Source organism: Oleiagrimonas soli, assembly GCF_000761445.1.
In the GTDB taxonomy this organism is placed as follows: Bacteria; Pseudomonadota; Gammaproteobacteria; order Xanthomonadales; family Rhodanobacteraceae; genus Oleiagrimonas; species Oleiagrimonas soli.
Genome location: NZ_KN196470.1, coordinates 2424099 through 2449461, shown reverse-complemented (window position 1 = coordinate 2449461; position 25363 = coordinate 2424099). Strand labels below are relative to the sequence as shown.

Below are 25363 nucleotides of genomic sequence, written 5' to 3'. Positions count from 1 at the left end.
ATGGGCGTTTGATTCCCTTCAGCGAGGTCCGTCATGAGCGCCCCCGACATCCGTTCCGCCCAGCGTCCCGATCCCGATCAGCCGATGGTCGACATTGCCGACTACGTGGCCGACTACACCATCGATTCGACCGAGGCCTACGACACCGCGCGCTACATGCTGCTGGACTCGTTGGGCTGCGCCATGCTGGCGATGAAGTTCCCCGAGTGCGTCAAGCACCTCGGCCCCATCGTGCCGGGCGCGAACCTGCCGGGCGGCACGCGCGTGCCGGGCACCAGCCACGAACTGGATCCGGTGCAGGGCGCCTTCGCCATCGGCACGCAGATCCGCTGGCTCGACTTCAACGACACCTGGCTGGCCGCCGAGTGGGGCCATCCGTCGGACAACCTGGGCGCGATCCTGTCGGTCGCCGACTACCTCAGCCGCAAGGCCGAGCGCGAAGGCGGCGAACCGCTGACCGTGCGCGACGTGCTGGGTTATGCCATCAAGGCGCACGAGATCCAGGGCTGCTACGCGCTGAAGAACAGCTTCAACCGCGTCGGCCAGGATCACGTGATCCTGGTGCGCTTGGCCTCCACCGCCGTCGCCACCAAGATGCTCGGCGGCGACAAGGACGCCATCACCACCGCCGTGTCGCACAGCTGGATCGACAACGGCGCGCTGCGTACCTACCGCCATGCGCCGAACACCGGACCGCGCAAGAGCTGGGCCGCGGGCGACGCCTGCCGCCGCGCCGTGACCCACGCGCTGAACGCCGCGCACAAGGGCGTGGTCGGCTACCCGTCGGCGCTGACTGCCAAGACCTGGGGCTTCTACGACGTCGCCTTCGGCGGCAAACCGTTCGAGTTCGAGCGTCCGTTCGGCAGCTACGTGATGGAGAACGTGCTGTTCAAGATCAGCTTCCCGGCCGAGTTCCACGCGCAGACCGCGGTCGAGTGCGCGATGCAGCTGCACGGCGAGGTCGCCGGCAAGATCGACCAGATCGAGAAGATCGTCATCGAGACCCAGGAAGCCGGCTGCCGCATCATCGACAAGACCGGCCCGCTGGCCAACTACGCCGACCGCGATCACTGCATCCAGTACATGGTGGCCGTGCCGCTGATCTTCGGCCGCCTGACCGCCGCCGACTACAACGACGACATCGCCGCCGATCCGCGCATCGACGCGCTGCGCGACAAGATGGAAGTGAAGGAGAACCCGCAGTTCACCAAGGATTACTTCGATCCGGACAAGCGCTACATCGGCAACGCGGTGCAGGTGTTCTTCAAGGACGGCTCCAGCACCGACAAGATCTCCATCGACTACCCGATCGGTCACCGTCGCCGTCGCGACGAAGGCATCCCTGTGTTGCTGAACAAGTTCGAGCAGGCGTTGCGCGGTCACCTCCCGGCGCGTCAGGTCGAGAACATCCTGGCGGCGACCGCGGACCCGGCGAAGCTGGACGCGATGCCGATCCACCAGTTCCTGGGGCTGTTCACGGCCTGAATTACTGCTCTGACTGGTTTATGAACAGCATTCTCGAGCGGCGCGGAGAATGTTGTTTTTTTGATAAAATGGCGTCAACCGCACGAAATAGCGAATGCGGGACGCAAGTAACGGATTCCCGAGGCTCAGTTGTGGCAGGCGCAATGCCACTGCGGGCGGGAGCGGATGCGAAAAGCAACGAAGTGAAGAGGAGATTCCACATGAAACACAAGGCTTTGTACGTGCTTGTCGCGTTGACGCTTGGAAGCGTCAGTGCCGCGCATGCCCAGGACGCGATGACCTCCAGTGACAACGGTCAGGCCATGAGCAGTTCGAGTATGAGCAGCGATGCCAGCGCCAGCAAGGACAACTTTGACGGTCGTTGGTACGTGGCGCCGACGATCGGTGGCTACTACAACGACACCGACCGCAACACCAACAGCCGACAAATCTACTACGGTCTGGGCTTCGGCAAGTTCGTGAACCCGAACGTGTCGATTGATGGTTTCGCGGACTTCACCAGCCGCAAGATCGACTATTCCAGTTCCCATTGGAAGAATTTGACGATCGGCATGGCTGCGCGCTTCTATGCCGGTAGCTGGGATTCCTGGCGTCCGTATGCCTTGCTGGGCGCGATGGGCAGCCATCACACCAGCATGCTGGACAGCGGCTGGGCGCCTGCCGCCGAGATCGGTGTGGGCCTGTCCAAGACCATCACCAAGAACAACGACTTCCGCGTCGAGGCGGGCTATCGGTACGATTGGGACAGCAATTCGCAGGTCACCAACGGTGGCTATGGCGATTACTTCCTGGGCCTGAGCCTGGTGCATCGTTTCGGTGAAGTAGCCGCGCCGCCGCCGCCGCCGGTGGCTCCGCCGCCGCCGCCGCAGCCGACCTGCGATCAGCTGGACAGCGACAACGACGGTGTCAACAACTGCGACGACAAGTGCCCGAACACCGCGGCCGGCACCATCGTCGGTCCGGACGGCTGCCCCACGAAGGTCGTCATTGACCTGCGCGGCGTGAACTTCAAGTTCGACCGTCCGCACAAGGGCGAGACCGACATCGGTCCGACCCTGCAGAAGCCGACGTCCGACTCGATGGACATCCTCAACCAGGCCGTCGATACGCTGAAGCGCTATCCGAACGTCCACGTGATGGTTGCGGGTTACACCGACTCGATCGGTAGCGACAAGTACAACCAGGCGCTGTCCGAGCGTCGTGCGAAGATCGTCTATGACTATCTGACCGCGAATGGCGTGGACGCCAGCCGTCTGGACGGCCCGGTGGGTCATGGCGAGAGCAATCCGGTCGCCAGCAACTCCACCGACGAAGGTCGTGCGCGCAACCGCCGCACGGAGCTGCAGGTCGAAGACCAGCAGTAAGCCTCTCGGCAAGCAACACGAAAAAGCCCGGCGCGAGCCGGGCTTTTTCTTTGTCCGCGGTTCGATGCAGCGTGCGCAGCAGATGTCTCGGAACCGGGCATGGAAGGCAAACGCGTCATGGCCTCGACCCGTGCAAGCAATGCTACGTTCGCTACGTCATCCGCCTGCCGAGCGTTCTGCGCAAGGGCGATCGCCGTGGCGCATTGAAGCGTGAGCGAGGGCACATTGCTCGAAGCGACACCCTATCCGATGCGTTCCGCATCGTTCTGACATCCGGTGGCGAACCATGGGCGGGGCGACCTTCCCGATTGCTTCGAGTGAGGCTGCCGTAGGGCAGAGGTTTCCGCGCGTGCGGAGACCGGCCTCGGAAGCAGTGGCTACTGGAGTCTGTGTGCCGAGCGATCATTCGCAAGTATTTCTGACGCAGGGTTCAAACCGGCTGCGGCGGTTCCACTCGCGGGGTGCGGCGACCTGGTGGGCGCTTCCACAGTGGGGTGAAGCGGATGATCGGTTTGCTGCGCGGACCCGGTCCATCCCATGCCTTTCTTGCGGCAAGATCGTGCTGCCGGGGCAATGAAAAGTCGCCTCAGGCGCCTCGGTCATCCTGTCGCCGAGTCATGCGCGGCCGCGTGGATCCCGAACGGGGGATCGACAAGCACGCATCGACATACGAGAAAGCCCGGCCTGCGCCGGGCTTCCAGGGGATGCTCGCGTCGATGACGAAAAATTCAGGGCCGCACGAAGCGGTAGTGCCCCACGATCCATTGCTGACCGTGGTCATAGCCGAACAGCTCGGCGCAGGCCATCCAGAACATGCGCCAGCGCTGGTGCCAGAGACGGGCGTCGTCGCCATAGGTCTCGGCGAGCACGTCGAGCACCTGGTCGCGACGGGCGTCCTGGTTCTCCAGCCACAGATTCGCGGTGCGCTCGTAATGACGTCCGGACAGCCGCCATTGCTGTTCCAGCTTCAGGTCCTGCTGGAAGTGGAGCAGCGTGTCGGCGGCGGGCATCAGACCACCGGTGAAGAAATGCCGGCCCATCCAGTTGTCCTCGCCGTCGGTCTCGAACGGGTACATCAGTTCGCGATGACAGAAGATGTGCACGAACATCTTGCCCCCGCTGCGCAGCCAGCGTCCGATGTTGCGCAGCAGATGCTGGTAGTTGCGCATGTGCTCGAACATCTCGATCGAGACCACGCGGTCGAAGGCATCGGCATCCAGTTCCAGGCGATTGACGTCGGCGGTGATGACGCGGACGTTGCCGATGCCGCGCTCGCGGCACTGCGCCTCGATGTGCTGGCGCTGCAGACGCGAATTGGACACGGCGGTAATGCGCGCGTTCGGGTAGCGTTCGGCCATCCACAGCGTCAGCGAACCCCAGCCGCAACCGAGTTCGAGGATGTCCATGTCGTCGTCGAATTCGGCGCGCTCGCCATACAGCCGGAGCATGGCGGTCTCGCCGTCTTCCAGCGACTCGTTGCCCCGCGGGAAGTAGCAGCTCGAATATTTCAGGCGCGGTCCCAGGCATTGCTGGAAGAACGCCGGCGGCAGCTCGTAGTGCTGCTCGTTGGCGGCGTCGGTGTGGATCGCCAGCGGACTGCCGCGCAGTTCGCGAAGCAGATCGTTGAAGCGTTGCCATTGCCGTTCCAGCCCGCCTTCGTGTTCTTCGCGCAGGCGCTGCCGGCACAGGTTGCGGATACCGAGGCGCAGCAGCCGGTCGGGGACCAGACCGCGTTCGGCCAGTCCGATCAGCCCGCGTTCGCGCGGCATGCGGTGATGCGATGTGTTCAGTGCGATGCTGTCGCTCATGGGAGGGCGTCCTTCTTGGGTGGCCAGGGGATGAAGGCGCTGGTGCTGCGCTGATAGGCGCGGTAATCGTCGCCGCGGCTGCGCAGCGCCTGCGCTTCGGTGTAGGGAATACCGGTGAGGCGGTACAGGAACAGAAGCATCAGCACTGGACCGCTCCATGCCAGCCAGCCGATCGGCGAACCGATGGCCAGCAGCGGATAGACGAACCAGTGCGTCCACTCGAAGAAATAGTTGGGATGACGCGAGTAGCGCCACAGACCGGCGCGGCAGGTCGTGCCGCGATGCGCCGGATCGGCGCGGAAACGCGCCAGCTGCCGGTCGGCCAGCGCCTCGCCACCGACGCTGAGCAGCCAGATCAGCAAGGCCAGCGTGAGCGCCCAGCGCGGCAGCGGCGTGGCGTTGTTGGCCGCGGCCAGGAACGGCAGCGACAGCAGCGCGGTGAAGCCGGCCTGAGCCAGGAAGAAGGCCAGGAACTTGCCTTGCGCATCGTTCCAGTGCTGTCGCAGGTAGGCATAGCGGCCATCCTCCGGTTCACCGCTCACGCGCCGGAACAGATACAGGAACAGGCGCGCACCCCACAGGCCGCCCAGTACGAGCACGCTCAGGCGCGCTTCCATTGAACCTTCGCCGAGCCAGGCGTAGGCGGCGGCGCTGGCGGTCATCGATCCGGCCCACACCACGTCGACGATGCCGGCGTTGCGCGTTGCGCGCTGGCGCAGCCAGGCCAGGAACATCAGCACGGCCGTGGCGGCGAATATCAGCAGCGGTTGCGTCCACAGCGGGAAGTCAGGCATGTCGGACTCCGGTCTCGGTCGAGGCGCGCGACTCGAAGCGTCGCGCCAGATGCAGCATGAAGGGCAGGGCGGCGGCCCACATCAGGACCAGCGCGGCCATGCCGGGGAAGGCATCGGTGCCGAAACGCACCGCGTCCCAGCCGCGCGCGGCAGCCAGATAGGCCAGCGGCGCGCCCACGCCGCCGAACACGGCGGCCAGCGCGGGGCGGCCGAACAGGAAGCGGAAGGTGTGCCGCAGGGTCAGCGCGAAACAGCACCAGATGGCGACGATCCACAGCGGCGCCAGGTGCGCCGACGGCACCGGCGCGGCGTAGTGAAGCCAGCCGCTGGCGGCCAGGATCGAATCCATCGCGCAGCCCAGCGGCACGACCGTAGCCATCAGCAGCAGATCGGCGCGCCGCCCGCGATGCGCCAGTACCAGCGCAACGAACAGCGGCATGGCCACGAACGCCGGCCACCACAGCCCGTGTCCGGCGCCCCATACCGCCACCAGCCACACGATCTGGTAGCCGACGATGTTCAGCCATGCGTTCACGCGGACTCCAGGTCGGGCAGCCAGGCGTCGCGGCGGTTGCCGGGACGCGTGAACAGCATCTGCACGTCGCCGATCGAGCGTTCCAGGAAGCCGCCTTCACAGTAGGCGAGGTAGAACTCCCACATGCGCACGAAGCGCTCGTCGTAGCCCAGTTCGCGCACGTCCGGCAGCCGATCGAGGAAGCGTTCGCGCCAGGCGCGCAGGGTCAGCGCGTAACTCGGACCGATGTCTTCCAGGTTGAACAGGCGCAGATCGCTGCTGCGCGCGGCCGCCTGCAGCATCGCGCTGACGCACGGAATGAAGCTGCCCGGAAAGATGTAGCGCTTGATGAAGTCGACCGCATGCAAGGCCTGCCGGTAACGATGGTCTTCGATGGTGATGGCCTGGATCAGCGCCGCGCCGTCGGGCTTGAGCAACTGGCCGACGGTGCGGAAATAGGTGTCCAGATACTGATGGCCGATGGCCTCGATCATCTCGATCGACACCAGCTTGTCGTAGGTGCCCTTGAGGTCGCGGTAGTCCTCCAGCAGCACCGTCACCCGGTCGCCGAGGCCGGCCTGCGCGACGCGCTCGCGCGCCAGGTCGTGCTGCTCCTGCGAGATCGTGGTGGTGGTCACGCGGCAGCCGTAGCGCGACGCGGCATGGATGGCGAAACCGCCCCAGCCGGTGCCGATCTCGACCACGTGGTCGTCGGTCTTCAGGTCCAGCTTGCGGCAGATGCGTTCGAGCTTGCGCGTGGCGGCGACGTCCAGCGATTCGCGCGGATCGGCGTAGATGGCCGAGGAGTACATCAGCGACGGATCGAGGAACAGCTCGAACAGCGGATTGCCCAGATCGTAGTGCGCGGCGATGTTGCGCCGGCTGCCGTCGCGGGTGTTGCGGCGCAGGGCGTGCCAGGCGCGCATGGCCAGACCGCCGAGGCGCGCCACGCCGGTTTCCATCGCGTCGAGGATGTCGCGGTTGCGCACCAGGATACGCACCAGCGCAACCAGGTCGTCGCATTGCCACAGGCCGTCGATCCACGCTTCGCCGGCGCCGACGCTGCCGTTGGCGGCCAGAAAGCGGTAGAAGGCCGGATCGCGGACGTGGATCTCGACGTACAGCGTGTCCGCATCGGCGGCCGCCGGCGTGCCGAGGGTCTCCTGGCCGAGCGGGTCGCGCAGCGTCAGGCGGCAGTCGGTGAGCTGCGCCATCTGTTGCAGCAGACGCGCGCGCAGCATCTTCTCCAGGGAGGAGAACGGGCGCGATTGTTCGGAATAGGGTTGGTCGATTCGCATGTCCATGGCTTCAGCTCCCTTGTTTGCGGGGATGGTCGTAGACGGGAACGCGCTTCAGGAACAGGCGCAGGGCCTGCCAGTGAATCGCGACGATCACTTTCAGCGTCATCAGCGGGTAGCGCAGCAGCACGCGCGTCAGGCCGCGCCGGTTCAGCGGGCGGCGATGCAGCACCAGGGTGGCGTCGAACTCGCGGCGCGTGCCGTCGAGCACGTCCATGTGCACCGCCAGATCGTCGCCGGGAGCGGTGAAGCGCCAGGCGTAGTCGCGCTGCATGGCCATGAAAGGCGACACGTGGAAGGTCTTCGGGAACGTCCAGTGCGCGGCGCGCGCATGCTTGTGCGCCTGCTCCATCGGCAGGACGTAGGCGTGCCGTTCCTTCCACGGCGTGTTGGTAATTTCGGCGACGACGGTTTCCAGCGTCACGCCGTCCGGTGCGTAGCAGTAGTAGAAGCTGACCGGATTGAAGATCACGCCGAAGTAGCGTGCATGGGTCAGCAGGCGGATCGGTCCGCGCGGGCGTAGACCGGTGGCGTATTCGACGCGGCGGCGCACGGCTTCGTCCAGCGGCAGATCGACCGGCCCCATGTAGTCCTCGCGACGGAACGCGGCGAGGTTGGGACGGTCGAGCGACCACAGACGATGGCCCTCGAACAGCTGCTCGAGCTCGGCCAGATCGATATACAGCATCGCCACGCGGTAGCGGAAGCGGTGCTGCCGCGGCGCGTGACGACGATGCCGCACCCAGCCTTCGTAGATGCCGCTGGCCAGGCCGGTTGCGGCATCCGTCGGTGCGGATTTGGCAGATTCGGCCACCGCTCTGGGGTGTGTAGGCGTGTCGACTTGCTGGCGCAGCAGCGTGTTCATGGCCAGGGCACTCCAAGCTGGTTGGCGACTTCGACCGCGCTGCGCATGCCGTCTTCGTGGAAACCCCAGCCCCACCATGCGCCGGCGAACCAGGTGTTGCGCCGCCCCTGGATCTCGGCCTTGCGACGCTGCGCGGCGACCGTCGCATGCGTGTACACCGGATGCTGGTAGTTCATGCGCGCCAGCACGCGGTCCGGGTCGATGCGGTCGGTGCAGTTCAGCGACACGCAGAAGGTGTGCGGCGATTCGATCGACTGCAGATGATTCATGCAGTAGCTGACCGTGCAGGCGTCGCCGCCGTGTTGCGGGATCAGTGCGTTCCAGGCCGCCCAGGCCTTGCGACGGCGCGGCAGCACGCGGGTGTCGGTATGCAGTACGGTGTCGTTGTCCTGCCATTCGATGGCGCCGAGGATGGCGCGCTCTTCCGGCGAGGCATCCTCCAGCAGCTTCAGCGCCTGGTCGCTGTGGCAGGCCAGCACCACCTGGTCGACATGCTCGTCGCCGGCGGCGCTGTGGATGCGCACGCCGTCGCGCGCGCGCGTCACGCGCTCGACCGGACAGCCGACGCGCTCGTGCACCGACCAGCGCGCGCGCAGCGCGTCGATGTAGCGACTCGATCCGCCCTGCACCACGCGCCAGGACGGGCGGCCGTCGACCTGCAGCATGTGGTGATTGGCCATGAACCGCACCAGGTACGCGGCGGGGAAGGCCAGCACCTTGGCTTCCGGCGACGACCACAGCGCGCTGGCCATCGGCACGATGTGCTGATCGCGGAAGGCGTCGCCGTAGCCCTGCGCGCCGAGGTATTCGCCCAGCGTCGGGCCGGGTCCGTCGATGTCCAGCAGCGCGGGCGCCTCGCGGTAGAAGCGCAGGATGTCGCGCACCATGCCGTGGAAGCGCGGCGAGAACAGATTGCGCCGCTGGCAGAACAGCCGGTTGATGCTGGTGGCGTTGTATTCCAGCCCGCTGCGTTCGTCGTGCACCGCGAAGCTCATCGTGGTCGGCTGACCGCTCACGCCCAGCTCGTCGAACAGCTTGCACAGCAACGGATAGTGGGTCGGGTTGTAGACGATGAAACCGCTGTCGATGGCGTACGAGCGACCGTCGATCTCGATGTCGTGGGTGTGCGTATGGCCGCCGAGGCGGTCGGCGGCTTCGTACAGCACCACGTCGTGCCGGCGCGACAGCAGCCAGGCGCTGGCCAGTCCGGCGATGCCCGAGCCGACGACCGCGATGCGCGTCTTCATGCGTGCGGCTTCCCGTGCGGACGACGCAGACCGACCGGCACCGGCTTGAGCGCGCGGATCAGGCCCAGCGCCGCCATCAGACGCAGGCCGTAGTAGGTCGCGTCGATCTCCCACCAGCGGAAGCCCTGACGCGCCGAACCGGGGAAGTGATGATGGTTGTTGTGCCAGCCTTCGCCCATCGTCAGCAGCGCCAGCCACAGGTTGTTGCGGCTGTTGTCGCGGGTGGCGAAGCGGCGCGAACCGAAGCGGTGCGCCAGCGAGTTGATGGTGACCGAGGCGTGGAACAGGGCGACGGTCGACACGAAGAAGCCCCACACCAGCAGCTGCCCGCCGGTCACGCCCAGCGCCGGATGCGCGGCGTGCAGCCAGTCGCCGAAGAAGAACAGTCCGGCGGCCAGCGCGATCGGGACCAGGATGTCGAAACGGTCGATCCAGCGCAGTTCCGGATACTTCGCCAGATCGGGGATGACCGACCAGTCGGTGACGAAACCGCGCCGGGTCAGGAACCAGCCCATGTGGCTCCAGAAGAAGCCGCGCTGCACCGGCGAGTGCAGGTCGGCCGGCTGGTCCGAATGGCGGTGATGGTTGCGGTGATGCGCCGCCCACCACAGCGGCCCGCGCTGCACGGCGCTGGCGCCGATCACGGCAAACACGAACTGCAGCCAGCGCGGCGCGCGGAAGGCGCGGTGCGAGAAGTAACGATGGTAGAACGCGGTGATCGCGAACATGCGGATCAGGTACAGCGCCAGGGCGGTCCACAGCGCGAACCAGGAGAAGCCGACGAAGAACACCCCCAGACAGGCCAGGTGCATGCCGATGAAGGGCGCCACGCGGGCCCAGTCGATGCGGTCGGCGTGGGCCTGGGCGACATCGCTTTCCGCGGTGGCGCCGGTGTCGAACCACAGGCGGATCGCGTTCCACAGGCGGCGGTGCGTGCGGTCGGGGCGGGTGGCTTCATGCATAGATCGGCGTCCGAAAGGCGGGTCTGTGGGGAGATACGCAGATCCGGCCTGGTCGGATGCACCCGAAACGCGCCGGAAACGCGTTTTATGGGGAGATGCGCGAGGTATGTAGACTGGACGGGTCGCCCGCGCCGCGGAAGCGGTCCGCCGCGCGATGATGCAACGCAACGAGGAGACGCGATGAACCGCATTCGCCTATGGCTGGATGCCCTGCGGACCAGCCTGTGGTTCGTGCCCATGCTGATCGTGCTGGCATCGGTGGTGATGGCCTATGCCCTGCTGGCGGCGGACGCGGCGCTGCCGTCCGGGTGGTGGAAGCACTACGGCGAATGGGTCAACGCGGTGATGGACGTGCGCATCCGCGGCGCCACCGCGATGCTGCAGATGATCGGTACCTCGATCATCACCATTGCCGGCGTGGTGTTCTCGATCACTATCGCCGCCTTCACCTTGGCGGCCGGACAGTACACCTCGCGCGTGCTGCGCAACTTCATCGGCGACCGCGGCAATCAGACCGTCCTGGGCAGCTTCCTCGGCATCTTCATCTACTGCATGCTGGTGCTGCGTTCGCTGTCCAGCGCCAGCGACGCCGCGCACGCGCCGGCACTGGCATTGCTGATGGCGCTGGTGCTGGCGTTCTTCGCCATCGGCATCCTGATCTACTTCATCCACCACATCGCCATCAGCCTGCAGGCCACCAACGTGGTCGCGGCCATTGCGCGCGATGCGCTGCCTTCGATCGACCACCATTTTCCCGAGCGCTTCGCGCCGCCCGAACAGGACAACGTCGATCTCCAGCGTCCGCAGGGCAAGCATCGCAGCGCCCTGCGCGCGCGCCGCAGCGGCTATCTGACCGGCGTGGCCTTCGGCACGCTGGCCGAACATGCCGAAGCGTGCGACGGCCTGGTGCAGGTGCACCGCAACGCGGGCGAATTCGTCGCCGAAGGCGAGATGCTGGCCGAGCTGGTGTCACCCGAGCGCATCGAGGAGGCGCGTATCGAAAGCATGCGCGACGCCTGGTCCTTCGGCGACCAGCGCACCCTGGCGAACGATCCCGGCTACGGTCTGCGTCAGCTGGTCGACGTGGCGCTGAAGGCGCTGTCGCCCGGCGTCAACGAAACCACCACCGGCGTGATGTGCGTGAACTGGATTGGCGTGATGCTGCTGCGCATGGCCGAACGCCGCCTGCCGGCGCAGTTGCGCGTGCGCGATGGCTGCATCCGCGTCATCACCCGTGCGCCGCAGTTGGGCGATTTCATCGCGCTGGGGTTCGATCAGATTCGCCAGAATGCGGTCGGCAACGTGGCCGTGCTGCGGCGGCTGCTGGAAGTGCTGCTGGCCCTGTCGGCGAGCGAGGGCGCGCACAAGGCGCGCAAGCCGATCCTGCAGCAGGCCGAGGCCATCGAGATGCTGATCCGCGAGAGCATTCCGTGGGAGCGCGACGCGCGACCGCTGCAAGACTTGTTGACGGCTCTTCGCGAGCGTCTCGGCGGCGATGCCGAGACGCCTGCGGAAGGCAAGCCCGCCGGCGAGTGAATCGCGCTGGCGGACGCGGCTTCAGCCCGCCGGCAGTATGCCGAGCTGACGGCCGACGCGGGTGAAGGCATCGATGGCCTTGTCCAACTGCTCACGCGTATGCGCCGCGCTCATCTGCGTGCGGATGCGCGCCTGGCCCTTGGGCACCACCGGGAAGAAGAAGCCGGTCACGTAGATGCCCTCGTCGAGCAGGGCATTGGCCATGGCCTGCGCCTTGGGCGCGTCGTGGATCATCACCGGCACGATCGGATGGTTGCCCGGCTTGATCTCGAAGCCGGCCTCGGTCATGCGCTGGCGGAAGTAGGCGGTGTTCTCGACCAGCTTCTCGCGCAGGTCGCCGGCGGCGTCGAGCATGTCGAACACCTTGATGCCGGCCGCGACCACGTGCGGCGGTAGCGAGTTGGAGAACAGGTACGGCCGCGAACGCTGGCGCAGCATGTCGATGATCTCCTGGCGACCGGTGGTGAAGCCGCCGACCGCGCCGCCCAGCGACTTGCCCAGCGTGCCGGTGAAGATGTCGATCTTGTCCATCACGCCGTGCACCTCGGCCGAGCCGCGACCGGTCTTGCCGAGAAAGCCCGTGCAGTGGCATTCGTCGATGTGCACCAGTGCGCCGTACTTCTCGGCCAGGGCGGTGATCTCGTCCAGCTTGGCGACGTAGCCGTCCATCGAGAACGCGCCGTCGGTGGTGATCAGCTTGGCCTGGCAGCCGGCTTCGTCGGCGGCCTGGAGCTGGGCTTCCAGGTCGGCCATGTCGGAGTTGGCGTAGCGGAAGCGCTGCGCCTTGCACAGGCGCACGCCGTCGATGATCGAGGCGTGGTTGAGCGCGTCGGAGATGATCGCGTCCTCGGGGCCGAGCAGCGGCTCGAACAGGCCGCCGTTGGCGTCGAAGCAGGCCGCGTAGAGGATCGCGTCGTCGGTGCCGAAGAACTCGGCGATCTTCTTCTCCAGTTGCTTGTGCAGGTCCTGCGTGCCGCAGATGAAGCGCACCGAGGCCATGCCGAAGCCGTGGGTGTCCAGCGCCTCCTTGGCGGCGGCGATGACCTCGGCGTTGTCGGCCAGGCCCAGGTAGTTGTTGGCGCAGAAGTTCAGCACCTTGCGGCCATCGGCCAGCGTGATCTCGGACGACTGCGGCGAGGTGATGATGCGCTCGGCCTTGTACAGGCCGTCGTCGCGGATGCCTTCGAGTTCGGTCTTGAGGCGGTCGCGGATGGTGTAGGCCATGTCGGGTCTCCCGTGTTCCAGTATGGCGAAAAATGTTTTGGTGCGAGTGACACACAGGATCGTCATTCCTGCGAAAGCAGGAACCCAGCGTCTTTCAACGCTGCGTGGAAGTCGCTGGGTTACTCGCTGCGCTCGCCCCTCCGGGGCCGTCCTGCGGACGTTCTGCGCGCTGCGCGCTTGTCCGGCGTCCGCCGGGATGACGTCCCGATGGGTTGTGCGTAGGTACGGGTGTCACGTCCAGGAACACACGACCTTGCCGCAGTTGCCCGCGGCCATCAGGTCGAAGCCGGTCTGGAAATCGTCGATGCCGATCTGGTGCGTCAGCACCTTCTGCAGCGGGAAGCCGGTCAGCACCATCTGCGTCATCTTGTACCAGGTCTCGTACATGCGGCGGCCGTAGATACCGTGCAGGGTCAGGCCCTTGAAGATGATCTTGTCCCAGTCCACGCCCGCGCCCTTGGGCAGGATGCCGAGCAGGGCGATCTTGCCGCCGTGGTACATGCACTCGAGCATGTCGTTGAAGGCGTGCGGATTGCCGCTCATTTCCAGGCCGACGTCGAAGCCTTCCATGTGCAGGTCGGCGACGGCGTCCTTCAGGCGCGTCTTGGAGACGTTGACCACGCGCGTGGCGCCCATGTCGGCGGCCAGTTTCAGGCGGTAGTCGTTGACGTCGGTGACCACCACGTTGCGCGCACCGACGTGCTTGGCGATGCCCGCGGCGATGATGCCGATGGGGCCGGCGCCGGTGATCAGCACGTCCTCGCCGACCAGGTCGAATTCCAGCGCGCAGTGCGCGGCGTTGCCGTAGGGGTCGAAGAACGCGGCCAGCTCGGACGAGATCGGGTCGGGAATCGGCCACAGGTTGGAGGCCGGCACCGCCACGTACTCGGCGAACGCGCCGTTGCGGTTCACGCCGATGCCGACGGTGTGCGGACACAGGTGCTGACGGCCGGCGCGGCAGTTGCGGCAGTGACCGCAGACGATGTGACCCTCGGCCGACACGCGCTGACCGACCTCGTAGCCGGTCACGCCCGGTCCCATGTCGACGATGCGGCCGACGAACTCGTGGCCGATCACCAACCCCGGCTTGATGGTGCGCTGGCTCCACTCGTCCCACTTGTAGATGTGCAGGTCGGTGCCGCAGATTGCGGTCTTCTCCACCTTCACCAGCACTTCGTTCGGGCCGATCTCGGGAACCGGCACCTGTTCCATCCAGATGCCTTCGGCGGCTTCGCGCTTCACCAGCGCCTTCATCGTCTGCGACATGCAAAAAACCTCCTGCGTAAGCGGCCATTATACGTGGCCGCGCAATCCCCAGGCTGTTGATGTAAGTACATGACTTTACTCATGTTGTTTCGCAGGCGGCTTTCGGGCATAAGCCATGGTCCAGGCACGAGTCTGGCTTTTTGCAGCCGTCCCGCCGAAGGGACGCGAATTCAGGAGAATACTGTGCGACGACTGTTGATTGCGGCCGCGCTGACCGCGAGCCTAGGCATGACCCAAGCCGCCCATGCCGACGAAGGCATGTGGCAACCCGCCCAGTTGCCGAAGCTGGCCAAGACGCTGAGGGCCGAGGGCCTGAAGCTCGATCCGAAGACCCTGACCGATCTGACCGCCTACCCGATGGGCGCGGTGGTCAGCCTGGGCTTCTGCACCGGCTCGTTCGTGTCGCCGCAGGGCTTGATCGTGACCAACCACCACTGCGGCTACGGCACGCTGCAGTACAACTCGACCGACAAGAAGAACCTCATCAAGGACGGCTTCCTGGCCAAGACCAAGGCGGCCGAGTTGCCGGGCGATCCGAACCTGCACATCTACGTCACCGAGAGCATTCGCGACGTCACCGGCGACATCAAGGCGGCGATCAAGCCGGACATGAGTCCGCTGGATCGCTTCAACGCCATCGACACCGCCGAGAAGACCCTGGTCAAGCAGTGCGAGACCAGCGAGGACTTCCGCTGCGACGTGTACAGCTTCTACGGCGGCTACAGCTACCAGCTGATCAAGCAGCGCGAGATCAAGGACGTGCGCATGGTCTACGCGCCGCCCGAATCGATCGGCAAGTACGGCGGCGACGTCGACAACTGGATGTGGCCGCGCCACACCGGCGACTTCAGCTACCTGCGCGCCTACGTCGCGCCGGACGGCCATTCTGCCGCGTACAGCAAGGACAATGTGCCCTACCAGCCGAAGCATTGGCTGAAGGTCAATCCCAAGGGCCTGGAAGCCGGCGACTTCGCGATGGTGGTCGGTTATCCCGGCAGCACCAACCGCTACCGTCTGGCCGAGGAAGTGTCCGATGCCGTGAACTGGCGCTACCCGACGCTGCTGAAGGTCTACGGCGACCTGCTCGGCATCATCGAGAAGGCCGGCAAGGCCGATCCGAAGGTGGCGGTGACGTACGCCAGCACGGTGGCCAGCATCAACAACGGCCTGAAGAATTTCGAGGGCCAGCTGGCCGGTCTGAACAAGGCCGACGCCGTGGCGGCCAAGCGCGAGCGCGAGGCGAAGCTGGAGCAGTGGCTGGCCGCGCATCCGAGCGCCGAGAACCGCGCCCTGAGCGCCGACATCGGCAAGCTGCGCGAGCTGATCGCGCAGCAACGCGCCGATCGCGAGCGAGACCTCGACACCAACCTCGCCACGCGCGGCCTGCTGGGCACGGCGATCCGTCTGGTGCGTCTGGCCGACGAGCGCACCAAGCCCGACCTCGAACGCGACCAGGGCATGCAGAAGCGTGACGAGCCGCGCATCAAGGGCAGTCTGGAGCAACTGGCGAGGCGCATGGATCCGGGCGTCGATCAGCAGATGCTGGTGTACGGCCTGATGCGCTACGTGAAGCTGCCGGCCGATCAGCGCATGCACGGGCTCGATGCCTGGCTGGACGGCGCCAGCGACCAGGCCGCCATCGAGAAGAAGGTCGCCGCGCTGTACGCCGGCACCTCGATGACCACCACCGAAGGCCGCCTGAAGTGGTTCAACGCCGACTCGAAGCAGATCGCGGCCAGCGACGACCGCATGATCGAACTGGCGCGCGCGCTGATGCCGCAGATCAAGCAGCGCGAGCAACAGGACAAGGCCATCACCGGCCAGTTCCAGACCCTGCGTCCGCGCTACATGGAGGCGATGCTGGCGTGGAATCGTGCCGAGGGCCGTCCGATCTACCCCGACGCCAACAGCTCGCTGCGCGTCACTTTCGGCACCGTGCGCGGCTACAGCCCGAAGGACGCGGTCGAGTACCTGCCGTTCACCACGGCGGAGGGCATTCTCGAGAAGGACACCGGCAAGGAGCCGTTCGACGCGCCCAAGCCCGAGCTGGAGGCGATCCGCGCCAAGGCCTACGACGGCTATGCGTCCAAGCGCATCGGTTCGTTGCCGGTCGATTTCCTCACCGACGTCGACACCACCGGCGGCAACTCCGGTTCGCCGACGCTGGACGCGCATGGTCAGCTGGTCGGTCTACTGTTCGACGGCAACTGGGAATCGGTCAGCTCCGACTGGCTGTTCAACCCGAAGCTGACGCGCTCGATCCACGTCGACGTGCGCTACATGCTGTGGGTGATGCATCACCTCGATCACGCCGACAACCTGCTCGAGGAAATGGGCGTGCCGGCGAAGAAGTAGACGCGCGCGCTGCGCACCAGGAAACGGGCGGCGTTCGCGTCGCCCGTTTTTTGTGGGCGCATTGCCTACAATGCCGCGCATGTCCGCGCTCGATACCCGCCCGCTCGCCATCTTCCTGATGGGGCCGACCGCCACCGGCAAGACCGATCTTGCCTGTGCGCTCGCCGACGCGTTTCCGCTGTCGCTGATCAGCGTCGACTCGGCGCTGGTCTATCGCGGCCTGGACGTCGGCAGCGCGAAACCCGACGCCGCCACGCTGCAGCGCTATCCGCACGCGCTGATCGACATCCGCGATCCGGCGCAGCCGTACTCGGCCGCGGACTTCCGCGAAGATGCGCTGGACGCCATGCGCGCGGCGACCGAGATGGGCAGGGTGCCGCTGCTGGTGGGCGGTACGGGGCTGTATTTCCGCGCCTTGCAGCAGGGGCTGTCGCCGTTGCCGGAAGCCGACCCGGAGCTGCGCGCGCGGTTGCAGGCCGAGGCCGAACGCCAAGGCTGGCCCGCGCTGCACGCGCGGCTGCGCATGCTCGATCCAGCCGCGGCCGAGCGCATCGGCCCGCAGGACGCGCAGCGCTTATCGCGCGCGCTGGAAGTCATCGAACTCAGCGGGCGTCCGTTGAGCGATCTACAGCAGGGCGCGGACGCATCGCCGTTTCCGTGGCGCGTGCTGAAGCTGGCGCTGCTGCCGGCCGATCGCGCGAACCTGCACGCGCGCATCGCGCTGCGCGCCGAACGCATGCTCGAAGCGGGCCTGATCGATGAAGTCCGCGCGCTGCGCGCACGCGGCGATCTGCACCTCGAACTGCCGGCCATGCGCGCGGTCGGCTATCGCCAGACCTGGCAGTATCTGGACGGCACGTTCCCGCGTGACGAGCTGGCGTCGCGCATCGTCTTCGCCACGCGCCAGTTGGCCAAGCGACAGACCACCTGGCTGCGCCGCGTGTTGGATGCGCGCTGCCTCGATTCCGACCGACAAGACGTCGTTGAACAGGCGCACATCTCGCTGCGCGGCTTCCTTGGCTGATCGCACGCAAGTCGCGTGCTCATGGCATATCGAAATATGCCGAATTCGTGCTTGCACGAATTGGGACAAGGTTTAAGATTCTCGTCCGTACCCGTTTCGTTCGGCATCCGTACCGAGCGGAACGGGCGTGTTGCGGCCGGGGTCGCCGAAACGGTTTCGGTGCGCCATTTTTGCCCGGCCGCCCGCAACAGGTCCGATGCAGGTTCGCAGCATCGCGACCCAGGGGAGATAACAACAATGTCCAAAGGGCAATCCTTGCAAGACCCGTTCCTGAATGCGCTGCGTCGCGAGCGCGTTCCGGTGGCCGTGTACCTGGTCAACGGCATCAAGTTGCAAGGCACCATCGAATCGTTCGACCAGTTCGTGGTTCTGCTGCGCAACCAGGTCAGCCAGATGGTGTACAAGCACGCCATCTCCACAGTCGTGCCCAGCCGCAACGTGCGTCTGGACGATCACAACGGACAGAACGGTCAGGCCGACGAGTCCGACGGCGGCTGAACGCCCGCCATCGCGGTTCGCACCGCATTGCAGAAAGCGCCTCCCGCGAGGGGCGCCGGCGTTACACTAGGGGTTCCGCCGCCGACGTTCCGCGTCGCGGCACCGACCGTCAAGGTGAACCCCTCTGTTTGAACGCGAGAAAAAAGGCGAACGCGCCGTCGTCGTCCTGCCGCATGGTCGCGGCGACGTCGACAGCGCCAGTCGCGCCGATGAATTCGTCGAGCTGGTGCGCTCGGCCGGTGCCGAAGTACTGGCCCGGCTGGAAGCGCGCGTCGACCGCCCCAACCCCAAGTTCTACATCGGCACCGGCAAGGCCGACGAGCTGGCCGAGGTCGTGCGCGGCGTCGAGGCCGACCTGGTGCTGGTCGACCACACGCTGACGCCGGTACAGGAGCGCAACCTGGAAGCACATCTGAAGGCGCGCGTGGTCGACCGCGCGGGCCTGATTCTGGACATCTTCGCGCAGCGCGCACGCTCGCACGAAGGCAAGCTGGAAGTGGAACTGGCGCAGCTCAAGCACCTGGCCACGCGTCTGGTGCGCGGCTGGACCCATCTGGATACCCAGCGCGGCGGCGCCATCGGCAATCGCGGCCCCGGCGAAACGCAGCTGGAAACCGACCGTCGCCTGCTCGCCGCGCGGGTCAAGATGCTGACCCAGCGTCTGGCGAAGGTGAACACCCAGCGCGAGCAGCAGCGCCGTGCGCGCCTGCGCAACACGGTGCCGCGCGTGGCCCTGGTCGGCTACACCAACGCCGGCAAGTCGACGCTGTTCAACGTCATCACCACCGGCGGCGTGTATGCGGCCGATCAGCTGTTCGCGACGCTCGATCCGACCGTGCGTCGCATCGAGGATCTGTCCTGCGGTCCGGCCGTGATCGCCGACACCGTCGGTTTCATCCGCGAGTTGCCGCACGACCTGGTCGCTGCCTTCCGCGCCACGCTGTCGGAAGCGCGCGACGCCGACCTGCTGCTGCACGTCAGCGACGCGGCCGACGACGAACGCGAGCTGCTGGCGCGCGTGGTCGACGAGGTGCTGGAGGAAATCGGCGCCGGCGACGTGCCGCAACTGCGGGTGATGAACAAGATCGACCTGACCGACGGCGAGCCTTCGATCCAGCGCGACAGCGAGGGCGTGCCGCAGCAGGTGTCGCTGTCGGCGATGACGGGGCAGGGCCTGGACCTGCTGCGCCAGGCCCTGGGCGAACGGCTCGGCGGCGAGCGCATCCGTGCCGAACTGCAGCTGCCGCTCAGCGCCGGTCGCATGCACGCGCGCCTGACCGCGCTCGGCGCCATCGCCGAGGAGCATGTCGACGCCGACGGCTGGCAGCTGCGCATCGATGCGCCGCGCAGCGTATTGGCGCCGTTGGCTGGCGCCGGCGACGAGGCGTCGCGCGCGCTACGCGCGCTTATTGCGCCGCCGCAGGAACCGGCCTGAACCCGCCGCGAAAGGGGTTTGCAACGTCCCGATCTGGTACCATCCACACTGTTTCGCAGCCCCGGCGGGCGCATCGATCGCGGCCGCCGGATACGACACGACCGCAGCGATGCACGATCCCTTCACGACAAGCAGCCGGCGTGGACGCTATGCGCCGACTCACCGGCTGCCCGCAGGAGACGCCTGAACCATGGCCTGGAATGAACCTGGTGGCGGAAAGCGCGATCCCTGGGGCCGCAACAACGGCTCCGGCGGTGGCGGGGGCAAAGGCCCCGATTTCGAGCAATTCATCAAGCACTTGCGTGCGCGTTTCGGCCGCTTCGGCCGGGGCGGCGGCGGGCTGGTCACGATCATCGCCGCGCTGCTGCTGGCGTGGGTGGTGCTGTCCAGCTACACCGTGATCGACGCGCGCCAGGTCGGCGTGGTGCTGCGCTTCGGCCAGTACTCGCGCATGCTGCCGCCGGGCTTCCATCTGAAGCTGCCGTCGCCGATCGAGCAGGTCAGCAAGGTGTTCACCACCCAGGTGCGCTCGGTGTCCGACAAGGCCACCATGCTGACCAACGACGAGAACATCGTCTCGGTCGACTTCAACGTGCAGTACCAGGTCTCGGACGCGCGCAAGTTCCTGTTCTCGATGACCGACCCGGACGAGACGCTGCGCGAGGCCGCCGAGGCCGCGGTGCGCTCGGTGGTCGGCAACAACAACATGGACACGTTGCTGTCCGGACAGGGCGCCGAACTGGTCGCCAAGACCCGCGAAGCGCTGCAGCAGACGCTGGACGGCTATCAGTGCGGCATCGTGGTCACCGAGGTCAGCTTCCAGAACGTCTCGCCGCCCGATCAGGTGCGTGACGCCTTCGACGACGTCAACAAGGCGCGCGAAGACAAGCAGCGCATCGAGAACGAAGCGCAGGCCTACGCCAGCCAGGTGATTCCGGTCGCCCGCGGCGAAGTGGCGCGCATCGCCGCCGAAGCCGCCGGCTACAAGGCCGAGCGCATCGCCCGCGCCACCGGCGACACCGAGCGCTTCAAGCTGCTGCTGGCGCAGTACAAGGCCGCGCCGCAGGTCACCCGCGAGCGTCTGTGGCTGGAAACCATGGAAACCGTACTGGCCAACAATCCCAAGGTCATCGACGGCAGCAACGGTCGCAACATGATCTACCTGCCAGTGGACAAGCTGTTCGGCGCTCCCACGGACAGCAGTTCGCAACCGTCCAACGTCATCAAGGGCGCGACCATGCAGTCCGGCGCCGCCACGGGAGGTGACCAGTGAAAGTCGCCAGCGCCATCCTCGCCATCCTGATCGTGCTGGGACTGTGGAGTTCCGCCTTCGTCGTGCGCGAAGGCCAGAGCGCCATCGTCCTGCAGTTCGGTCGCATCGAACGCACCAACGATCAGCCCGGTCTGCACTTCAAGTGGCCGTTCCTGCAGCAGGTCATGCGCTTCGACGCGCGCATCCAGACCCTCGACGCGCAGCCGGAGCGCTACTTCACGCTGGAGAAGAAGAGCGTCAAGGTCGACTTCTACGTGAAGTGGCGCATCGCCAAGAACTCCACGTACTACCAGGCCACCGCCGGCGACATCACCCAGGCGCGTCAGCGTCTGGCGCCGATCGTCAAGGACGCACTGCGCTTCGAGGTCAACGCGCGTCCGCTGGACGAGCTGATCTCCGGCGGACGCAAGGACATCACCAAGCGCGTGCGCCAGCTCGCCGACGCCTCGACCCGCAAGTCGCTGGGCATCGAAGTGGTCGACGTGCGCATCAAGCAGATCGATCTGCCCAGCGAGGTCAGCGATTCGGTCTACAAGCGCATGCGCGCCGAGCGCACCAAGCTGGCCAACGAACTGCGTTCGACCGGCAAGGAGGCGGGCGAGAAGATTCGCGCCAATGCCGACCGTCAGCGTCAGGTGCTGATCGCCGACGCCAACCGCGACGCCGCCAAGGTGCGCGGCGAGGGCGACGCGACGGCGGCGCAGATCTACGCCAAGACCTACAGCCAGGACCCGCAGTTCTACAACTTCTACCGCAGCCTGCAGGCCTACCGTCACGCGTTTGCGAACGGCAAGGGCGTGCTGGTGCTGAAGTCCGACTCGGCGTTCATGCGCTTCTTCGACAACGAGGACGGCGGTAAGCGCTGATCGGCGCACCACGATGCCGAAGGATTTCTACGCCGCGTTGTGTCTGGTGCTCGTGTTCGAGGGCTTGATGCTGTTCGCGGCGCCCGCGGCCTGGCAGCGCATGGCGCGTCAGGCTGCGGAGATGGAACCGAAGACCCTGCGCCTGGTCGGCGCCGCGGCCCTCGCCATCGGCGTCATCGCGCTGCGGTTCGTGTTTTAACGGCCGTCGACCGGCAACGGAGAAGACAGAATGGGCATTCAGGCAGGCGCATCGCGACACGGTCGAGTCCGTTCGATGTCGGACGATGTTCGTTACAGCGCAGGATCCGAGGTTCGTCATCCCGGCGAAAGCCGGGACCTAGCGACTGCAGGATCGGACCACAAAGCCACCTAGGGCGGACACCGTCCGCCAAGCACGAAACACAATCTGAAACCGCCCCGCAACGGGCACTTCCAGTCAAAGCGAGAACATCGAGATGGGCAAGTCAGTCGTAATCCTGGGCGCGCAGTGGGGCGACGAAGGCAAAGGCAAGATCGTCGATCTGCTGACCGAGCGCGTCGGCGCCGTGGCCCGCTTCCAGGGCGGTCACAACGCCGGCCACACGCTGGTCATCGACGGCAAGAAGACCGTGCTGCACCTGATTCCGTCCGGCATCCTGCGCAAGGGCGTGAAGTGCCTGATCGGCAACGGCGTCGTGCTGTCGCCGGCCGCGCTGAAGAGCGAGATCGAGGAGCTGGAAGGCAACGGCGTCGAAGTGCGCTCGCGCCTGAAGATCAGCCCGGCCACGCCGCTCATCATGCCGTACCACATCGCCCTCGATCAGGCCCGCGAGAAGGCCGCCGGCGGCAAGGCCATCGGCACCACCGGCCGCGGTATCGGTCCGGCCTACGAAGACAAGGTCGCGCGCCGCTCCATCCGCGTCGCCGACCTGATGTACCCGAGCGAACTGCCGGAGAAGATCAAGACCGCCGTCGAGTACTACAACTTCGTGCTGACGCAGTGGCTCAAGGCCGAGCCGGTCGACGAAGCCAAGGTGCTGGAAGACGCGCTGGAGTGGGGCGAGTACCTGCGCCCGATGATCGACGACGTCGCCACCGTGCTGCACGACCTGCGCGCCGAAGGCGGCAACATTCTGTACGAAGGCGCGCAGGGCGCGCTGCTGGACATCGACCACGGCACCTACCCGTACGTCACCTCGTCCAACACCACCATCGGCGGTGCGCTCGCCGGCACCGGCGTTGGCGCGTGCGACATCGACTACGTGCTGGGCATCTGCAAGGCCTACGCCACCCGCGTCGGCGGCGGCCCGTTCCCGACCGAACTGCACGACGAAGTCGGCAAGACCATCGGCAAAGTCGGCAACGAATTCGGCGCCAGCACCGGCCGCCCGCGCCGCTGCGGCTGGATCGACCTGGTCGCGCTCAAGCGCGCCGTGCAGATCAACGCCATCAACGGCCTGGCCATCACCAAGCTCGACGTGCTCGACAGCGTCGACACCATCAAGGTCTGCATCGCCTACGAATACCGCGGCAAACGCCGCGAACTGGCCCCGCTGGACGCCGACGGCTGGGACGAGTGCAAGCCGGTCTACCTGGAATTCCCCGGCTGGGACCAGCCCACCTCCGGCGTGCGCGAATGGAGCAAGCTCCCCGCCGCCGCCCGCGCCTACCTGCGCGCCATCGAGGAGCTGTCCGGCTGCCGTCTTGCCCTGGTCGCCACCGGTGCGGATCGGGATGACACGATTGTGTTGGAAGATCCGTTTGCTTGAGATATGCATCCAGCGTGATACGAAAAAGCCCCGCTTCGGCGGGGCTTTTTCGTGGCGGCCTCTGGTGCGGCATTGCAGGGAGCGTAAATCAACGTTTATGTTGATATACGCATAATCAACCTGTAGATTGATTATGCCGTTATCAATGTAGAGGTTGACTTCTCATGGACGTCATTCGTGTGCCAGAGCAAGTCGGGGCTGTGCTGAGAGCAGCTCGATTGCAGCAGGGCATGACACAGATCGAAGTGGCCGAGAAAATGGGAATTTCTCCACAGGCCATGTCTCGACTGGAAAAGAACGCCGGTCGTGCTTCGTTCGATCGCATTCATCGACTTTGTCTGGTGCTTGGGCTGGAAGTGGTTCTCAGGCCCAAGAGCGACGCGGCCATGGCAAAGCACACGCCCTCGGAGTGGTAGCACATGGCTTCCCGGGTCAAAGCCCTCGATATATGGATGAATGGTCATCGCGTCGGGCGTTGGGATCGAGGTCGTGCAGGAACGGATCGTCTGACCTATGCGGCAACCTGGATGGCGTCGGCACATGGTCGGCCTCTGTCATTGTCCCTGCCGTTTGCGTTCGGTCACGACTCCGGCGAACCCGTGCCCATCCGGGGCGAGAGGGTCGCCGCGTATTTCGACAACCTCATCCCGGACAGCGAGCGCATTCTGCAGCGGATGCGCGAACGCTACGGCACGCGCTCGACCACCGCGTTTGATCTGCTAAGCGCCGTGGGGCGCGACTGTGCCGGCGCAGTGCAACTGGTGCCGGCCGATGAGGAACCGGACGGTGTGAAGCACATCGATGGGCAAACCCTGAACGACGCCGACGTCGCGAAACTGCTGCGCGATGTGCCCGCAACAAGCCGGTGGACACGAGAAGAAACCGAAGCGTTCCGACTGTCGATTGCCGGGGCACAGGAAAAGACCGCCTTGCTTCGCCACAAGGGGCGTTGGTGCATCCCGCACGGCGCGACGCCCAGCACGCATATCTTCAAGCTGCCCCTGGGCATCGTCGGCAACATGCAAGCCGACATGAAGGACTCGGTGGAGAACGAGTGGCTGTGCATGCAGTTGGCCGAAGAACTGGGATTGCCTGTTGCCAGGACAGAAATCGGCTGCTTCGAGGATCAGAATGTGCTGATCGTTGAGCGCTTCGACCGCAAGCTGTCCAGTGACGGCACATGGTGGCAGCGGATTCCTCAGGAAGACTTCTGCCAGGTCTTCGGCTTGCCGCCAACACGCAAGTACGAGGCAGACGGCGGCCCTGGCATGCAACGCATCATGGATACGTTGCAGGGTTCCGAACAGACCGCACAGGACCGCGCGACCTTCTTCCGCGCGCAACTGGTTTTCTGGCTGATGGCGGCAACTGATGGTCACGCCAAGAACTTCAGCATCCAGCATCTACCGGGAGGGGATTACCAACTGGCGCCGCTCTACGACATCATTTCCACTTACCCGATCCAGGGGCATGGGCCGAAGCACCTCGATCCACGAAGAGCTCGCTTGGCCATGGCAGTTCGAGGAAAAAATGCTCACTACTTGCTGCACGACATCCACCGCTGGCACTGGGTGTCCATGGCGGAAAGATTGGGTTTGCAGGGCGCAGAAGGCATGATCGATGAGCTGATCGATCAGGTTCCCAAGGCGATCCAAAGCGTCGCAAGTCGGTTGCCTACGGGGTTCCCCTCAAGCGTGCTCGGCGTGATTAGCGAAGGCATGTCCGTAGCTGCCAAGCGTATGGCGAATGAACCGGACAGGCGGTGTTGATGAAACCTTGGCCATGGGAACATGGCTCAGAT

22 protein-coding genes are annotated in these 25363 nt (G+C 65.8%); 13 read left to right on the top strand and 9 right to left on the bottom strand.

Features of this window, described 5'->3' with window-relative positions; translation table 11 throughout:
• Positions 1 to 33: 33 nt before the first annotated feature.
• Together LF63_RS10850 and LF63_RS16380 are read left to right on the top strand one after the other, a co-directional pair.
• The gene (locus LF63_RS10850; protein WP_043101713.1) at positions 34 to 1485 is read left to right on the top strand and encodes a bifunctional 2-methylcitrate dehydratase/aconitate hydratase; all 1452 of its coding nucleotides are present in this window, start codon (positions 34 to 36) and stop codon (positions 1483 to 1485) included.
• Between the two features lie 200 nt (positions 1486 to 1685).
• Positions 1686 to 2849: an OmpA family protein gene (locus LF63_RS16380; protein WP_043101711.1), complete on the top strand. Its 1164-nt coding sequence runs from the start codon at positions 1686 to 1688 to the stop codon at positions 2847 to 2849.
• A 728-nt stretch (positions 2850 to 3577) separates the two neighbouring features.
• Here LF63_RS16380 and LF63_RS10840 read toward each other — a convergent pair.
• Genes LF63_RS10840 through LF63_RS10810 form a run of 7 tightly spaced genes read right to left on the bottom strand, consistent with a single transcriptional unit; the run spans position 3578 to position 10337 of the window.
• Positions 3578 to 4657: an SAM-dependent methyltransferase gene (locus LF63_RS10840; RefSeq protein ID WP_043101709.1), complete on the bottom strand. Its 1080-nt coding sequence runs from the start codon at positions 4655 to 4657 to the stop codon at positions 3578 to 3580.
• Positions 4654 to 5451: a DUF1295 domain-containing protein gene (locus LF63_RS10835; protein ID WP_052394984.1), complete on the bottom strand. Its 798-nt coding sequence runs from the start codon at positions 5449 to 5451 to the stop codon at positions 4654 to 4656. Before LF63_RS10835 ends, LF63_RS10840 begins: the two co-directional genes overlap by 4 nt.
• On the bottom strand, positions 5444 to 5986 hold the full coding sequence (locus tag LF63_RS10830) for a DUF2878 domain-containing protein (RefSeq protein ID WP_043101707.1): 543 nt from the start codon (positions 5984 to 5986) through the stop codon (positions 5444 to 5446). The genes LF63_RS10835 and LF63_RS10830 overlap by 8 nt, the downstream gene beginning before the upstream one ends.
• On the bottom strand, positions 5983 to 7263 hold the full coding sequence (locus LF63_RS10825; RefSeq protein ID WP_052395238.1) for an SAM-dependent methyltransferase: 1281 nt from the start codon (positions 7261 to 7263) through the stop codon (positions 5983 to 5985). Before LF63_RS10825 ends, LF63_RS10830 begins: the two co-directional genes overlap by 4 nt.
• A gap of 10 nt (positions 7264 to 7273) precedes the next feature.
• Entirely contained in the window at positions 7274 to 8128 is an 855-nt protein-coding gene (locus tag LF63_RS10820) for a DUF1365 domain-containing protein (protein WP_081945187.1), read from the bottom strand.
• Positions 8125 to 9375 carry an NAD(P)/FAD-dependent oxidoreductase gene (locus LF63_RS10815; protein WP_043101702.1) on the bottom strand — a complete coding sequence of 417 codons (1251 nt, stop codon included), beginning with the start codon at positions 9373 to 9375 and terminating at the stop codon, positions 8125 to 8127. The genes LF63_RS10820 and LF63_RS10815 overlap by 4 nt, the downstream gene beginning before the upstream one ends.
• Positions 9372 to 10337 carry an acyl-CoA desaturase gene (locus LF63_RS10810; RefSeq protein WP_184655014.1) on the bottom strand — a complete coding sequence of 322 codons (966 nt, stop codon included), beginning with the start codon at positions 10335 to 10337 and terminating at the stop codon, positions 9372 to 9374. The genes LF63_RS10815 and LF63_RS10810 overlap by 4 nt, the downstream gene beginning before the upstream one ends.
• Before the next feature lie 180 nt (positions 10338 to 10517).
• Here LF63_RS10810 and LF63_RS10805 point away from each other — a divergent pair, with 180 nt between their 5' ends.
• Positions 10518 to 11873 (top strand): DUF2254 domain-containing protein, encoded by a 1356-nt coding sequence (locus tag LF63_RS10805; protein ID WP_052394983.1) that lies wholly within the window; start codon positions 10518 to 10520, stop codon positions 11871 to 11873.
• A 21-nt stretch (positions 11874 to 11894) separates the two neighbouring features.
• On the opposite strand, the gene kbl is transcribed toward LF63_RS10805, so the two are convergent.
• Together kbl and tdh are read right to left on the bottom strand one after the other, a co-directional pair.
• Positions 11895 to 13097 carry a glycine C-acetyltransferase gene (gene kbl / locus LF63_RS10800; protein ID WP_043101700.1) on the bottom strand — a complete coding sequence of 401 codons (1203 nt, stop codon included), beginning with the start codon at positions 13095 to 13097 and terminating at the stop codon, positions 11895 to 11897.
• A gap of 231 nt (positions 13098 to 13328) precedes the next feature.
• Complete coding sequence (gene tdh, locus LF63_RS10795) at positions 13329 to 14351, bottom strand: L-threonine 3-dehydrogenase (RefSeq protein ID WP_043103707.1); 1023 nt, start codon at positions 14349 to 14351, stop codon at positions 13329 to 13331.
• Positions 14352 to 14546: 195 nt separating this feature from the next.
• Between tdh and LF63_RS10790 the strand changes: the two genes are divergently transcribed.
• The 10 genes from LF63_RS10790 (at position 14547) to LF63_RS10745 (ending at position 25331) form a co-directional block, all read left to right on the top strand.
• Positions 14547 to 16718 (top strand): S46 family peptidase, encoded by a 2172-nt coding sequence (locus tag LF63_RS10790; RefSeq protein ID WP_043101697.1) that lies wholly within the window; start codon positions 14547 to 14549, stop codon positions 16716 to 16718.
• Positions 16719 to 16797: 79 nt separating this feature from the next.
• A complete protein-coding gene (gene miaA, locus LF63_RS10785) occupies positions 16798 to 17742 on the top strand; it encodes a tRNA (adenosine(37)-N6)-dimethylallyltransferase MiaA (RefSeq protein ID WP_043103704.1) in 945 nt (314 codons plus the stop codon).
• A 237-nt stretch (positions 17743 to 17979) separates the two neighbouring features.
• Entirely contained in the window at positions 17980 to 18240 is a 261-nt protein-coding gene (gene hfq, locus LF63_RS10780) for an RNA chaperone Hfq (RefSeq protein ID WP_043101695.1), read from the top strand.
• Positions 18241 to 18364: 124 nt separating this feature from the next.
• Positions 18365 to 19675 carry a ribosome rescue GTPase HflX gene (hflX, locus tag LF63_RS10775; RefSeq protein ID WP_043101693.1) on the top strand — a complete coding sequence of 437 codons (1311 nt, stop codon included), beginning with the start codon at positions 18365 to 18367 and terminating at the stop codon, positions 19673 to 19675.
• A 190-nt stretch (positions 19676 to 19865) separates the two neighbouring features.
• Positions 19866 to 20948: an FtsH protease activity modulator HflK gene (gene hflK, locus LF63_RS10770; RefSeq protein WP_043101690.1), complete on the top strand. Its 1083-nt coding sequence runs from the start codon at positions 19866 to 19868 to the stop codon at positions 20946 to 20948.
• Positions 20945 to 21814, top strand: coding sequence for a protease modulator HflC (hflC, locus tag LF63_RS10765; RefSeq protein WP_043101688.1), 870 nt, complete (start codon positions 20945 to 20947; stop codon positions 21812 to 21814). Before hflK ends, hflC begins: the two co-directional genes overlap by 4 nt.
• Positions 21815 to 21827: 13 nt before the next feature.
• Entirely contained in the window at positions 21828 to 22013 is a 186-nt protein-coding gene (locus LF63_RS10760; protein ID WP_043101686.1) for a DUF2065 domain-containing protein, read from the top strand.
• A gap of 256 nt (positions 22014 to 22269) precedes the next feature.
• Positions 22270 to 23562 (top strand): adenylosuccinate synthase, encoded by a 1293-nt coding sequence (locus LF63_RS10755; RefSeq protein WP_043101684.1) that lies wholly within the window; start codon positions 22270 to 22272, stop codon positions 23560 to 23562.
• A 164-nt stretch (positions 23563 to 23726) separates the two neighbouring features.
• Entirely contained in the window at positions 23727 to 23978 is a 252-nt protein-coding gene (locus LF63_RS10750) for a helix-turn-helix domain-containing protein (protein WP_043101682.1), read from the top strand.
• A 3-nt stretch (positions 23979 to 23981) separates the two neighbouring features.
• Complete coding sequence (locus tag LF63_RS10745; RefSeq protein ID WP_043101680.1) at positions 23982 to 25331, top strand: type II toxin-antitoxin system HipA family toxin; 1350 nt, start codon at positions 23982 to 23984, stop codon at positions 25329 to 25331.
• Positions 25332 to 25363: the final 32 nt, after the last annotated feature.

What these genes read in the sequence shown, in the direction of transcription:
- LF63_RS10850 (WP_043101713.1), top strand. Translation starts at nt 34, where the DNA reads ATGAGCGCCCCCGACATCCGTTCCGCCCAGCGTCCCGATCCCGATCAG.
- LF63_RS16380 (WP_043101711.1), top strand. Translation starts at nt 1,686, where the DNA reads ATGAAACACAAGGCTTTGTACGTGCTTGTCGCGTTGACGCTTGGAAGC.
- LF63_RS10840 (WP_043101709.1), bottom strand. Translation starts at nt 4,657, where the DNA reads ATGAGCGACAGCATCGCACTGAACACATCGCATCACCGCATGCCGCGC.
- LF63_RS10835 (WP_052394984.1), bottom strand. Translation starts at nt 5,451, where the DNA reads ATGCCTGACTTCCCGCTGTGGACGCAACCGCTGCTGATATTCGCCGCC.
- LF63_RS10825 (WP_052395238.1), bottom strand. Translation starts at nt 7,263, where the DNA reads ATGCGAATCGACCAACCCTATTCCGAACAATCGCGCCCGTTCTCCTCC.
- LF63_RS10820 (WP_081945187.1), bottom strand. Translation starts at nt 8,128, where the DNA reads ATGAACACGCTGCTGCGCCAGCAAGTCGACACGCCTACACACCCCAGA.
- LF63_RS10815 (WP_043101702.1), bottom strand. Translation starts at nt 9,375, where the DNA reads ATGAAGACGCGCATCGCGGTCGTCGGCTCGGGCATCGCCGGACTGGCC.
- LF63_RS10810 (WP_184655014.1), bottom strand. Translation starts at nt 10,337, where the DNA reads ATGCATGAAGCCACCCGCCCCGACCGCACGCACCGCCGCCTGTGGAAC.
- LF63_RS10805 (WP_052394983.1), top strand. Translation starts at nt 10,518, where the DNA reads ATGAACCGCATTCGCCTATGGCTGGATGCCCTGCGGACCAGCCTGTGG.
- kbl (WP_043101700.1), bottom strand. Translation starts at nt 13,097, where the DNA reads ATGGCCTACACCATCCGCGACCGCCTCAAGACCGAACTCGAAGGCATC.
- tdh (WP_043103707.1), bottom strand. Translation starts at nt 14,351, where the DNA reads ATGAAGGCGCTGGTGAAGCGCGAAGCCGCCGAAGGCATCTGGATGGAA.
- miaA (WP_043103704.1), top strand. Translation starts at nt 16,798, where the DNA reads ATGTCCGCGCTCGATACCCGCCCGCTCGCCATCTTCCTGATGGGGCCG.
- hfq (WP_043101695.1), top strand. Translation starts at nt 17,980, where the DNA reads ATGTCCAAAGGGCAATCCTTGCAAGACCCGTTCCTGAATGCGCTGCGT.
- hflK (WP_043101690.1), top strand. Translation starts at nt 19,866, where the DNA reads ATGGCCTGGAATGAACCTGGTGGCGGAAAGCGCGATCCCTGGGGCCGC.
- LF63_RS10760 (WP_043101686.1), top strand. Translation starts at nt 21,828, where the DNA reads ATGCCGAAGGATTTCTACGCCGCGTTGTGTCTGGTGCTCGTGTTCGAG.
- LF63_RS10755 (WP_043101684.1), top strand. Translation starts at nt 22,270, where the DNA reads ATGGGCAAGTCAGTCGTAATCCTGGGCGCGCAGTGGGGCGACGAAGGC.
- LF63_RS10750 (WP_043101682.1), top strand. Translation starts at nt 23,727, where the DNA reads ATGGACGTCATTCGTGTGCCAGAGCAAGTCGGGGCTGTGCTGAGAGCA.
- LF63_RS10745 (WP_043101680.1), top strand. Translation starts at nt 23,982, where the DNA reads ATGGCTTCCCGGGTCAAAGCCCTCGATATATGGATGAATGGTCATCGC.